This window comes from Hymenobacter crusticola (genome assembly GCF_002154225.1).
In the GTDB taxonomy this organism is placed as follows: domain Bacteria; phylum Bacteroidota; class Bacteroidia; order Cytophagales; family Hymenobacteraceae; genus Hymenobacter; species Hymenobacter crusticola.
In genome coordinates, this window is sequence record NZ_MTSE01000003.1 from 599,839 (window position 1) to 612,612 (window position 12,774).

General features: G+C 58.1%; 9 protein-coding genes and 1 tRNA gene. 2 read left to right on the forward strand and 8 right to left on the reverse strand.

Going from position 1 to position 12,774, the window contains the following annotated elements; translation table 11 throughout:
* Positions 1-51: 51 nt before the first annotated feature.
* The 5 genes from BXP70_RS08760 to BXP70_RS08780 all read right to left on the reverse strand — a co-directional run bounded on the left by BXP70_RS08760 (position 52) and on the right by BXP70_RS08780 (position 7,469).
* A complete protein-coding gene (locus BXP70_RS08760; protein WP_086593650.1) occupies positions 52-1,614 on the reverse strand; it encodes a RagB/SusD family nutrient uptake outer membrane protein in 1,563 nt (520 codons plus the stop codon).
* A 210-nt stretch (positions 1,615-1,824) separates the two neighbouring features.
* A complete protein-coding gene (locus BXP70_RS08765; protein ID WP_086593651.1) occupies positions 1,825-5,190 on the reverse strand; it encodes a SusC/RagA family TonB-linked outer membrane protein in 3,366 nt (1,121 codons plus the stop codon).
* Positions 5,191-5,203: 13 nt separating this feature from the next.
* Entirely contained in the window at positions 5,204-6,172 is a 969-nt protein-coding gene (locus BXP70_RS08770; protein ID WP_086593652.1) for a FecR family protein, read from the reverse strand.
* 68 nt (positions 6,173-6,240) lie between these two features.
* A complete protein-coding gene (locus tag BXP70_RS08775) occupies positions 6,241-6,795 on the reverse strand; it encodes an RNA polymerase sigma factor (protein ID WP_086593653.1) in 555 nt (184 codons plus the stop codon).
* A 335-nt stretch (positions 6,796-7,130) separates the two neighbouring features.
* On the reverse strand, positions 7,131-7,469 hold the full coding sequence (locus BXP70_RS08780; RefSeq protein ID WP_086593654.1) for a hypothetical protein: 339 nt from the start codon (positions 7,467-7,469) through the stop codon (positions 7,131-7,133).
* Between the two features lie 223 nt (positions 7,470-7,692).
* Here BXP70_RS08780 and BXP70_RS08785 point away from each other — a divergent pair, with 223 nt between their 5' ends.
* A complete protein-coding gene (locus BXP70_RS08785; RefSeq protein WP_143436428.1) occupies positions 7,693-8,181 on the forward strand; it encodes a hypothetical protein in 489 nt (162 codons plus the stop codon).
* A gap of 7 nt (positions 8,182-8,188) precedes the next feature.
* Complete coding sequence (locus BXP70_RS08790) at positions 8,189-9,196, forward strand: patatin-like phospholipase family protein (RefSeq protein ID WP_086593656.1); 1,008 nt, start codon at positions 8,189-8,191, stop codon at positions 9,194-9,196.
* Between the two features lie 109 nt (positions 9,197-9,305).
* On the opposite strand, the gene BXP70_RS08795 is transcribed toward BXP70_RS08790, so the two are convergent.
* The 3 genes from BXP70_RS08795 to BXP70_RS08805 all read right to left on the reverse strand — a co-directional run bounded on the left by BXP70_RS08795 (position 9,306) and on the right by BXP70_RS08805 (position 12,641).
* Positions 9,306-9,378 (reverse strand) — tRNA-Thr (locus tag BXP70_RS08795).
* A 177-nt stretch (positions 9,379-9,555) separates the two neighbouring features.
* Positions 9,556-12,021 (reverse strand): DUF349 domain-containing protein, encoded by a 2,466-nt coding sequence (locus tag BXP70_RS08800; RefSeq protein ID WP_086593657.1) that lies wholly within the window; start codon positions 12,019-12,021, stop codon positions 9,556-9,558.
* Between the two features lie 62 nt (positions 12,022-12,083).
* The gene (locus BXP70_RS08805; RefSeq protein WP_086593658.1) at positions 12,084-12,641 is read right to left on the reverse strand and encodes a YqgE/AlgH family protein; all 558 of its coding nucleotides are present in this window, start codon (positions 12,639-12,641) and stop codon (positions 12,084-12,086) included.
* Positions 12,642-12,774: the final 133 nt, after the last annotated feature.

The following is a 12,774-nucleotide window of genomic DNA, read 5'->3' on the forward strand; positions in this document are numbered from 1 at the left end:
AGTCGTTCAACGGGAGACGCAAAGTATTGCGTCTCTACATCGTTCTGGTACCTACCACCCTTGGTTTTGGGCGATTTTGGAGTTGGCTAGGTCAGTGGGCGGGATGGGCCACACGTGGTGAATGGCGGGGTTGAAGGTGCGGGCGGGCCACACTTCCACCACTTTAAAGGTCGAGCTGGGGTTGGATTTGTCGGCGTAGTCGCGGCCGCGCTGGGGCTTGGCGTAGGTAGCTTGGGCATCGCCCCAACGGACGAGGTCGGCGTGGCGGTCAGCAAACTCACCGGCTAGCTCCACGCGACGCTCATGCTTGAGGTCGGCGAGGGTGGCGCCGGTTTTGGGGGCTAGGCCCGCCCGGCGGCGCACGGCGTTCAGGGCCGCGTCACCGTTTTTGCCCTGCATAATCTGGGCTTCGGCCTTCAGCAGCAGCACCTCGGCGTAGCGCATGAGTGGCACGTTCAGGTCGGTGGTGGGCTTGTCGCCGTTGGCGTTCAGGTGGTCGGTGACGGGCGTTTCGTAGGGCTGCATGTATTTGCTGAACTGGAAGCCCGTGAGCGAGTTAGTCGACGAATAGCGCTTGGTGGCCCCTAGGTACTGAAACTCGTCGCCGAAGGTGAGGATGGTGGCTTTGCGGCGCGGGTCATTGGCCTCATACTCCTCGTATAGATCCAGGGTGGGTTGGAAGTAGCCCCAACCGTTGTAAAGGCCCCAACCCTTGTTTTCGAGCAGCACGCCGGGCAGAATGCTGCCATCCTGCTTGCCCGACACCACCGACCAGATGTACTCCGTCGACCAGTTGTTCGGGATGGTGAACACGCTGTGGAAGTCCTGCTGCGCGTTGCCAGTGTTGAGAAGCGCCCGCCCCGAGCCGGAGCTAGCTACGGCATCGGCGGCTTTCTCAGCTTCGGCCCACTTACTCTTGTCGTATTGCGCCCAGAAGGCGTAGGTTTTGGTGAGATACGCCAGGGCCGCGTCTTTGTGCGCCCGACCTAGGTCGGCGGGGGCGTAGGTCGTGACGAGGGGCAGCAGTTCGGCGGCTTTCTTGAAATCCTCCTCCATCAGCTGGTAATTCTCAACCACGCTGGCGGGGCGGGGAAAGATGTTCTGGTCCATGTTGGCCACCGTCACGATGGGCACGCCGGCGCGCTGGTCGCCGTAGCGGGTGGCAATGTGGAAGTACGTGAAAGCCCGCATGAAATAGGCTTCGCCCAGCACCCGGTTTTTGAGGCTCTCGCTGATGTTCATGGCCGGCACGTTCTTCAGAATTTCGTTGCAGCGCCGAATAACGCGGTACGAGTAGCCGTACATCTTGTTGGTGTCGCCCTCGTTGCCGGTGGCGGTGAAGTTGCGCACGTTGGCGGCCGTGGCGCGCACGCGCCCCGTCACCATGTCGTCGGAGGCGTTAATGAGCCAGAAAAAGCCGCGCCCAAACATATCGTCGTCCTTCATGTAGGTGTACAGGCCGTTGGAAGCCGCCAGCGCGTCGGCATCCGACTTCCAGAAGTTGGCATTCGTGATGGTGCCCTGGGGCTCCAAGTCGGTGAAGTCGTCTTGGCAGCTAGTAGCCGAGCCGAGCAGCCAAGCCGCCAGCAGCAAGGTGGTGTATTTCGATTTCATGGGTTTTCGGTTTTAGAATCGTTCTGGTGGCCGCCTCACCCCCCGGCCCCCTCTCCGAAAAGGAGAGGGGGAGCCACGGTGGCGCATTGTGTTTTGTTTACTAGACTAGAGGCTAGATTAGGAGTGAGAACCAATCGTTCGGCTCCCCCTCTCCTTTTCGGAGAGGGGGCCGGGGGGTGAGGCGCTCTTGCTAGAACAACTGTTAAATGATTATAAACCTAGGTTGAGGCCGACGGTAAAGGTGCGGGGCAAGGGGTAAGAGCCCACGTCGAGGCCGATGCCGCCTACTTCGGGGTCGAGGCCGGAGTACTTGGTGAAGGTGGCTAGGTTCTCCACGGTGGCGTAGAAGCGCAGGCTGGTGCCGGTACGCACGCGGTCGGTGAAGCTAGGGGGCAGCGTGTAGCCGATGGTCAGGTTTTTCAGGCGCAGGTAGGAGCCGTTTTCCAAGTACCAGTCCGATACGCGGCTGAAGTTCTGGTTTGCGTCGGCCGTGGAGAGGCGCGGAATGTCGGCGTTCGGGTTTTCGGGCGTCCAGGTGCCGAGCACGCGACTATCGAGGTTGTAGCCTTGCAGGCCGGCGTTGTAGGTCGAGAACTTGTAGCCGTTGAAAAGCTTCACGCCACTCACGCCCTGCCAAAACATGCTTATATCGAAGCCTTTCCACTGCCCACCGAGGGTGAGGCCGTAGGTGAGCTTGGGCATGGCGTTGCCCCTATACACCCGGTCGTTGTCGTCGATTTTGCCGTCGCCGTTCACGTCGCGGAACTTCAGGTCGCCGGGCTTGGCATTGGGCTGAATTAGCTTGCCTTCGCCGTTGGTATAAGCCGCCACTTCCTGCGCCGAGCGGAACAATCCTTCGTTCGGAATCAGGTAATACGCGTACAGCGGCTGCCCCGGCGCCGAGCGATATGGATACAGCTGGGTGCGCACGTTATCCGTGTGCTGAATAAAGTCGCTGCCGTAGCCATCGAGGTCTTCCACGCGGTTTTTCAGCGTGGCAACGTTGCCGTTCACTTGGTAGCGCAAGTCGCCCACTTGGTCGTTGTAGCCGACACCTAGCTCAAAGCCCTTGTTCAGCACGGTGCCCACGTTGGAGGTAGCGCCTTCGCCTACCCCAGCGCTGGTGTTCGGCGCCACGGCCAAGATCAGTCCGCGGGTGTACTTCTGGAAGTAATCAGCCGTGATGGTGAGGCGGTTGTCCAGCAAACCTAGGTCGAGCCCGGCGTCGAAGGTCTCCGAACGCTCCCACTTCAAATCGGGATTCGACTGCTTGTTGATGTAGTAGCCGGTGCTGTAGGCTGGCGTGCTGCCTAGGTACGATTGCCCCGTCACGAGCGGCACGTTGTAGGCGTAGTAGGCCACTGACTGGATGTTGCCGATCTGTCCCCACGAGCCGCGCAGCTTCAGCGTCTGCACGCCTTTTAGGTTGAAGAAAGGCTCCGAAGAGATTTTCCAGGCACCCGATACGGCCGGGAAGTAGTCGGAGTTGAAGCGCGACAAACGCGAGGTTTGGTCGCGGCGCAAACTAGCCGTCAGGAAGTAGCGGTCGGCGTAGCTGTAGGTGAGGCGGCCGATAGCCGAGGTAAGGGCATCCTGCCACACGTCGCTGCCGGGGCGCTGCACAAACTCCTTAGCGTTGCCGATGTATTGGTACCAGTCGTCTTCGCGGTCAAAGTTCTGGGCCTGCACCGAGTAGTACTCGTAGTTGGTGCGTTGGGCCGAGTACACGGCCGTGAGGTCGAAAAAGTGCTTGCCGAGGCTTTTCTGGTAACTCACCTGGTTGTCCCAAATCCAGCGGTTGCGGTCGGTCTGGTTCTGGGTCAGGTAGTTCATGGTGTTGGCGCGGCCCGGCTCCGGAATGCGCGGATCGAAACGCTTGTAGGATTCGCGCTGCAAGTCGAGGCTGAAGCTGCTACGGAACTTCAGGTTAGCCAGTGGGTTATATTCCACGTAGCCAATGCCATTGAGGTTAAGCAGCGGGCTGCTCACCGTGGGGCGCTTCAGCAAAGCCACCGGGTTGTAGACGTCGCCGTAGGCGCCGGCAAATTGAAACTCCGGCGCCGGAGCCATCGGCGTCACGCCGCCAAACGTCCCGTCGGGGTTGCGCACGGGCGCCGCCGAGGGCATGTAAATGGCGTTGATGATGCTACCCGAGTAGCTGTTGCTGGTGTTGGTGCCGCGGGCGTTGGTTTGGTTGATGTACACGTTCTGGCCCACCGTAATCTTGGGGCTGATGTCGTAGTCCGACTTCAGGCGCAGCGTGTAGCGCTTCAGGTTGGTATTGAGCAGCAGGCCTTCGCGGTTGTGGTAGCCGAACGAAGTCAGGAAGCGGCCCCGGTCGTTGCCGCCGCTCACGGTGGCGTTCAGGTTATAAATGCTGCCCGTGCGGAAGATTTCGTCCATCCAATCGGTGCGCGTCACTTGGCCCCACGGGTTCTTGGTGGCATCGTGGGCGGCGGGGCGACCAACGCCGGCGTTGTCGGCGGCTTGGTTGTAGGCGGCAGCTTGCTCGGCGGCGTTCAGGGCGTGCGGCAGCTTGTAAGCCGTCTGCCACCCTTGGTACGTGTCGATGGTCACGCGGGGCGTGCCCGACTTGCCGCTCTTGGTCGTCACGACAATAACGCCCGAAGCGGCTTGGGCCCCGTAGATGGCGGCTGCCGCCGCATCTTTCAGCACCGTGATGCTCGCTATGTCGTTGGGGTTCAAGGGGCCGCCGTAGTACGGCATGCCGTCCACCACATACAAGGGCGATTCGCTGTTGAGCGTGCCCGCCCCCCGAATCACGACGCGCGCCGTGGCCGATGGGTCGCCGCCGTTTTGCAGCACCGTCACGCCGGCCACGTTGCCTTGCAGCATGTCCTGCACGTTGGAAATGGGGCGCTGGGCAATCTTCTCGGGGTTGGGCAGCGTGCTCACGGCCGTCGTGATGTTCTCGCGCTTGGCCGTGCCGTAGCCGATTACCACCACTTCATCCAGGCCCTGGGCAGCGTCGCTCAAGGTGATGTCGAAGCTAGCTTGGTCAGCCACGCGCAGCTCCCGGGTTTCGTAGCCCACGAAGGAAAACACCAGCACGGCCTGCTCCGGCTCGGTCACCGTCAGTTGGAAGTTGCCTTCCGTATCGGTCACGGTGCCGTTGTTGGTGCCTTTCAAAATCACTGTTACGCCCGGAAGCGACTGGCCGCTTTTGTCCTTTACCTTGCCGTTGATAGGGCGCTCAGCCACTTTGGCGGGCTTCTTCACCTCGGGGCGCACCTGCACCGAAATGGTCTGGTGGTCGCGCCGGAACTTCACGTTGCCTTGGGCCTCCAAGTCGGCCAACACGCCGTCGATGTTGGCGTTTTGCACGTTCAGGGAGTAGGTGCCGGGCAGGCGCGTGAGGGCTTCGGCGTAGGCGAAATGGTAGCCAGATTTGGCTTCAATGGCCTGAAAAACCTGCGGCAACTTCGCGTTATTAAAAGCTAGGTTGAGCGCGCTAGCTTCCTGGGCCTGAGCCTGACCAGCGCAGCTGAGTGCCAGCACCGCCCCGGCCAATTGGCGCCTGCGGCCACTGCGTTTTTTGGGTAGTTGGTTTTGCATAAGGTATTGTGCGTTAGAGGGTGCGAGAAGAAGTGGAGCGCAGCCGCCAGGAACCATCGGGCGCCTGTGCGCAGGTGCAGCCGAGGCTGAAGGCTAGGCTCTGAAGCACGTGCGGCAGCGATTCACGCTCGTAGCGCGCCCGAATGTGCTGGCCGCCCAGGGCCGCGTCGTAGTGAATGGGCACGTTATACCAGCGCTCCAAGCGGGCGGCCACTTGGCTGACGGGCGAGTTGTCGAACACGAGCACGTGGTTCACCCAGGCGTAGGCGTCGGTGGCGGACTGCTGGGCGGGTTGCAGTTGGTTGGTAGTCACATCTAACCTAGCTTGCTCGCGGGCCCGTAGGAGCAGCGGCTTGTGTGAGCGACGGGCCGTCACGCGCACCGCCCCGGTGGCCACCGCCACGGCGTAGTGCCGGTCGTGGGTGTTCACGTTGAATGAGGTGCCGAGCACCCGCGTGGTCAGGCGCGGCGTAACCACGCGGAAAGGCCGCCGCTCGTCGTGGTACACGTCGAAAAAGGCCTCCCCTTCCAGGTACACCACGCGCTGCCGCCCCTTGTAGGCGGTGGGCTGCCAGCGCAACCGACTGTCACTGTTGAGCAGAATGCGCGTGCCGTCGGGCAGCACGATGCGCTTGCGCTGCCCCTTGGCGGCGCTGATTACTTGTTGGGCCAGCTCTCCAGACGCTGCCGGACGCCGCTGGCTAAACCACACCGTTGCCCCAGCCAGTAGCGCTACGGCGGCAGCTAGCTTCAAAAGCGGCTGCCAACGCTTGGCAGGTTTCTCCGCCGCGAGTCGTTGGTCGAGGGCGGTCCGGATGCGGGCTTGCACGTGCGCAGGCTCTTCCCCTAGCTCGCTCCAGACGCCGGCGGAGTCGGCGGCCTGCTGCTCGAAGAAGCGGTTGAGCACTTCCTGCTCCTGGGCGCCAGCCCAGCCTTGCACGTAGCGGGCGAATTGCCGCCGCCAATACTGTTGTCGATTCATAGGGGTTGCTTCGTCTCTAAGTATCCGCACCCGGCGTTTCTACTTAGTCGCAACCCATTATGGATTCGTTAAAAAAGACCGTCGATAAATAATAAAATCATAACGCTGTACAGCTGCTTTTTCAGCAGATTCAGCGCATGGTAGAGGTGGTTTTCGACGGTGCGAATGGAAATGTTTAATTGCTCGGCAATGCTGCTGGCGCTCAGCCCGTCGAAGCGACGCAGTTCAAACACTTCCCGGCACTTGGCGGGCAGCGCGGCCACGGCACTTTCCAGCTCCGCCAAGGTTTCCTGCTGCATGTAGCTTTCCTCCGGCGAGTGGTCGAACAGGCAGTTTTCCAGCACCTCCACATTGTGCTCCGACAGCTTCCGTCGCGACAACACGGTGAATACCTGGTTCTTGACCATCTGCCGGATAAATGCTTCGGGGTTGTGCACGAGCAGGGTTTTGCGCCGCGTCCAGAGGGCGGCAAACACTTCCTGCACGATATCTTCGGCGGCGTCTCGGTCGCGCAAGAGGCGGTAAGCGGCCGTGAAGCTAGGTTGCCAATAAGCCGCGAACAGCTCCTTGTAGGCCTGCTCGGAATCGTTGCGGATGGCTTCCCAGCAGGTTGCGCTCATCATCTGGTCTCTTCGTACGAGTCCACAAATGAAGCGCACCACGCGCGGCTGCTTGCCATGCTGGCGTTTACCAAAACATTAAGTTATTACACCCGCTCAGCCCGTGCCTCGTCCTGAAACAGCTTAATTATTCTGCAAATGAAGTCGTTGAACTTCGAGCATAATGCAGTGGGCCAGGTGTTTTAATTCTGCTTCAGCATTTGAAGACAAAAGAAATAGCCCATGATATTTTACTCAACGACATTCATCTGTTTGTAAGGCTTAGCTATCTAGCTGTCAGTTGTTTATTACACATCCTCTCCTATATTGAGGCCAATCAATAGCAAATCGTTGGAAGGCTAGGGCTTCAGTGGCTTGACAAAGAGCAGGGTACTGTTGCTCTCGTTACCATCCTGCTTACCGGGAATGATGCCTTGCAGCACGTAGCCGCGTTGCGTGTAGGCGCTGAGCAGCTTTTGATACTCCTGCGCCACCAGTTGGGCAAACGACTGCTTTTTTTCGGTCATTAGCATTTGGGGCTCTGATACCACACCTCCACTCGCCGTGGTAATATACAGCCGGATTCCGTACTCCTGCACATGTACAGTGATAGCCGCCGGCTCTTGTGGAGCTTGCGCCAGTACTGGTGGGCTACTCAGCACCAGCAGGCAACCCATAACAAAGAATAGTTTTTTCATAGTCTCAAGCTAAAAGACGCCACAAATGCAGCTTGGCCTGGCCCTACAGGCTATTACCACTTACGTATACTTTACCTCCTGAGCAAACCAACGGCAAGCCTAGATCATTTTTATACGGCCAACCTTGAGGAAACCATCGATCCTACCGTGCGTTTGTACTGCTCTCGTTTAACCCATAAACCGAATGCCTACCAGCATGCGATACGTACTTCTACTTGGATTTTTGAGCATACTTACCACTCGCGTTATCGGGCAAGATATACCGAGAGGAACGGCTCTGATGGTTGAAGTAGGGCAAGGTTTTAATCGACCGCGAGGAGGCCCCGAACGTTACCTAGCGACTGCGCAGTTCGTTCCGCAGTGGACGCTCGTGCCCGGACGGCTGCGGGTGGGCGTCCCGGTCGGTGCATTCCATCCAGGCTACCAACTCGGTGGGCTAGCTGGCAGCCGGCTGACGTTGAAAGTGTTCCAAGGCCCCCCAGTTCTGCTTGCTAGCTCCTTTCATTTGCATATCCTAGCGGAGTATTTACCTCTAGTTTATACGCCCACCGAACATTGGCGGCAGTTAGTAGGTGCGGGTGTCGGCCTAGAAACCAGCAACCTCTTAGGAATTGTGCTGAAGCTCCACCGGGACGTGCGCACACCTACTATCTATGGTCAACTCGCCTTAACGTACAATCTATTCTATAAATCACCGCCCCAGACTTTGTAAATGCGTTATGGCCAAAACAGCTTTAGTGATTAGTGGTGGGGGTTCAAAAGGAGCCTTCGCTGTGGGGGCACTCCAATATATTCAGCAGCACGTACAGCCGCTGGAATCGTTCGCGCTTTACTGCGGCACCAGCACGGGTTCGCTCATCGCTCCCTTAGCGGCTTGTGGTGAGCTAGCGCTGCTTGAACGGCTGTATACCACACTCAAGCAAGACGATTTGGTTAAGCTAGGAGGTATTGCCAATCTAGTGACCGGCATATCCGTGCACGATGCGACACCCTTAAAAAAGCAAATTGACACGCTGCTGACGCAAGCGCATTACGAGCGCTTACGAACTATTCCGGTGTTCTTGGCTACGGTCTGCTTGCAGACCGAACGCTTGGTTTACTGGAGTACGCAGCCTGTAGCTAGCACTACGCATTATGATGTGGAGCAGATCCAAAATGTAACGGATTTACGTCGGGCCATGCTAGCTTCTTGTTGCCAACCCGTTTTTATGCAGCCTGTAGAGGTGCGGCCGGGCGCCGTACCCATCCGTCAGTACGTGGATGGCGGGGTACGGGAAGCTACCCCCCTGCAGGCGGCCGTAGATCACGGGGCGGAAACGATCATTGCTATTACACTTAATCCTCAGCAGACACCAGCTGATAGTACCCAGAAGACAAAAGCCATTCAGGTCCTAGAGCGCACCGTTGATTTGTTCAGTGAAGACGTAGGCGCCAACGACTACCGCTTGGCTGAGCTCTATGAGCAGGGCAATCAGTATCTACAGGCTGTTCGTCATACGCTCCTGGCACGTGGCGTAGCACCAACCATCGTGGAGCAGGCATTAGCGCAGCCTAGCAATCCTTTCGCGCACACCGCAGTCACTAAGATTCACGACATCCGACCTCAAGCTAGGTTAGACGAAGGTGGCCCAGGCGGGTTGACGTTCCAACCAGCAGCTATGCAAGCCATGCTTCGGAAAGGATACGCGCAAGCAGAAGCCTATTTCCGGGCGCTTCCTGCTGCTTGAGGATACCGCTGAGCAAGCAACAGGAAAGAGCTTAAAAAGCAACACCGATTGGCGCACAAACAAAAACCCACTGTAAATACTTGATTTACAGTGGGTTTAAATACCTAAGAGCCCCCGGCCGGGATCGAACCAGCGACCTACTGATTACAAGTCAGTTGCTCTACCAGCTGAGCTACGGAGGCGAATTGGTGGTGCAAAACTAGTGAAGGAATTTTATTTCGCAATTCGTACCGTGCTTTTTTTATACAGATAAACAGCCTTGTGAAGCCTGAGCCCTGATTTTGAAAAGGTTAACACATTAAAAAAAAGAGGCACCTAGCTGCGCTAGGTGCCTCTTTTCGCTGGGCACAAATGAAATTTTAGCTGCGAACTACCTTTAGCTGCTTTTTCAACCCTTCGATACGCGTCTTAGCCTCATCGATTCGGCCTTGGTATTCAGCACGGAGCTGATCGGCGTTTTTCGACCGAGCAAAGAAGTCGAGGTTAGTTTGCAGGGTAGAAATGTCGTTTTCGAGTTCGTTGATTTCTCGCCGTAAGCCCTGCTCCTTCTTGTACAGCTGCTGCTGCGAATCAGGGCTAGCTTTCAGGCGCTCCACCTGCAACTGGAACAATAAGTCGTTGCGCTCGGCGTAGGCAAGCCCAGGAACCGTATCGAGGTACTTGCCCATCAAAGTCTGGAACTTCTCTTCGGCTCGCTCAGCAGCACCGCGGGGTGCTGCCGCAGCGCTTTCGAAGGCTCGCCAGTCGGCTACGTGTTGCCGGAAGCCTTCCAGCGTACCGGGGTTGTCCGCGTCGAGGGCCGAAAGGGCATCTGACAGACGGTCGAGGTGAGCCGCCTGCTCGCTGGAAACTTGCTGGGCTTGCTGCTCGCGCTGCTTAGCCTCTTGGTTTTTCCGGTCGAAGAAAGCATCACAAGCCGTGCGGAAGCGGTTCCATACTTTGTCAGACTGCTTCTCGGGTACTCGGCCAATTAGCTTCCACTCCTTCTGCAAGCGAATTACGATTTCACGGCCCTCTTCCCAATTCGGATTTTGCAGCGCTGCTTCAGCTTGCTCGCACAGCTCTAGCTTGCGCTTTAGGTTAGCATTCTTCTCCTCATCAAGCGCTTTAAAGAACTGGTTTTTGTGCTGGAAGAAGCCTTTGTAAGCCGACCAGAACTGCTTGTTCATTTGCTCGGCTTTGTCGCGGGGCACGAGGCCGGCGGCATCCCAGTCTTCCTTAAGCTTTTGCAACTCGTCGGTTTTGGAGCGCCATTCGTTCACGCGCTCGGTGTGGAAGTCGGCAAAGGGCTTGATCTGCTCCAGTAAAGCCGATTTACGACCCAGGTTCGCATTTTCCTGCGCCGTGCGCACATCCACAAACTCTTTCTTACGGTTGTGCACCTTCTCCGATGCCTGCAAGAAACGGTTCCAGATTGGCTCCCGCTGCTCGTTGGGCACCGGCCCGACGTGTTTCCACTCCTCGTGCAACTGCCGAAGCTCCTGCAAGGCTTTGTTGATGCTGCTTTGCTGATTCAGCGCCTCCGCACGCTGAATCAGCGCTTCTTTGGCTTCGAGGTTGCGGCGGCGGTCCAGCTCCTTCATCTCGAAGAATAGACCGCGGTTGTTATAATAAATATCGAGCAGAGCGTGGTAGCTGTTCCACAGTTCTTGTGCGTCCTTCTGCGGAACGGGCCCCGTTACTTTCCAATCGTTCTGCAAGGCCTTGATGCGAGCCGAACTGTCTTTGGTTTCGGACGATTCTACCAGCAGGCGGAGCTGAGAAAGTAAGTGCTGCTTGTGCGCTAGGTTGCGGGCGCGCTGCTCGTCCTCCGCTTTAGCGTCGCGGGCGCGGCTTTCCCGGAAATCCTGCAGGGCTTTCGTTACCTCCTGGTAGCCATTCGGGTTTTGAAAAACAAACCCTTCAGCTTCGCCTCCTTCGGCCGTAAAGCGCTGGCGCGCGGCGTTGCGCTCGTTGCCGATGGCTTGTTCGTATTGCCGGTTTAAGTCAAAAATTTGCTTGCGGTTCTGGCGGGCATCGGGCCGACGAAGCAGACCTAGCAGGTAATCGGCCTGAGCGGCTACATCCAGCTTTGCGAAGTCGGGGGCGGCCGTTTCAGGGACGTAATCATCTTCCTCTTCTGCAGCGCCTTGGGCGTGGTGCAGCTCCGCAGCGGCCTCGGCAGCCCCTTCGTTGTCGGAAGTTGGAAGGGCAGCTAGGTCGACTGGCGCGTTTTCGATGTCCTCGGCTGAGGCCAATGAATAGGCAGGTAGCGTGGTCGTAGCTGGCGCGTCAGGAGCCGTAGCCGGGGTATCTTCACCCGCAACGCCGGTAAGCGCTTCGGGCTCGGGCGATGTTGCTGGTTGCTCTTCCGTTACAGACTGAGAACTAGCTGTCAGGGCTTCGGTTTCTGGCGTGATGGGCGTACCCTCTTCAGCGTGAGCACTGAGTACCCCCGGGTTTTGAGCGCCGTAGTGGTTTTCGGCGCGAGCCAACGGCTCCGAAGCCGGTGCGCTGATGGAGGCAGGCTCCTCCCCAATCACGGCGTTAGAAGGCTCCGCATGTGCTTCGGCCGTACCAGCGTCGGCAGGCTCGCCAGCAGGAGGAGCCGGGACACCTTGGGCCGGGCGCTCCGTGATATCCTCAGGAGCCGTGGCTGGGGCAGCAGCCGTCGTTTCGGCCGGAATATTGGCAGGCGCAGGCTCCTGATCGGGCGGAGCTGGAGCAGCGGCCGCCGGATCTTGTTTGGATTGGATCTCAGCGAGGCGACGCTCCAGAATGCTCATCGGCGACTCCGAGGCGGGATCGGAGTGATTGGGGGCAGTGTTTTCGTTTTCAGGTACCATGATTCAGCAGAATGGCCCGCAAGGTAAGCAGCGGACAGTGGAAAGCGGGGCGACAAATATGATTAGTTCAGGCGTGGGTCCACGGGATAGTTGGACAAAACACGGTAACGGCCGCCTTTTTCGCGTAGGATGGATTGCCAGAAGGCATCATTATCCAAAGTAAATACTTTCCCCGCAGCATTGGGGTGCACAATCCAAACATTTTCCCCTACCTCGTCGGTGAGCTGCCCGGCCGTCCAGCCCGAGTAGCCAACGTACAGACGCACATCATCGGCGGCTAGCTCGCCACTGAGCAGCAAACCGAGTAACACTTGGAAGTCGCCACCCCAGTAAACATCTTGCCCAACAGCTACTGCATCTGGGATATCGGCGCGACGGTGCAGGTAGTGCAACGTATCTGGCTGCACTGGCCCACCTAGGCCGAGCGGCAGGTGAGCGGCAGGCGAAGCCTCGCCGTCGGGCAACTCGAGCACGTCGCCAAGCTGAAGGTTGGTTGGGCGGTTGAGCACAAGCCCGAAAGATCCTTCTTCTTCGGAATGACGGCACAACAAAATAACGGTGCGCTCAAAATTAGGGTCGCCCAGAAAGGGCTGTGATATGAGGAGGCTACCTGATTTCATGGAGCAATTCTTCTTTATCAGTTAACAAACACCAATGATCCACTTGCATCACGAGCACTTGCGCGGGCTACAAAGCAGCTACATAACATCGACCTAGGGAAGTGCCTAGCTGCTCTGCCCCTCTGTCGTTTAC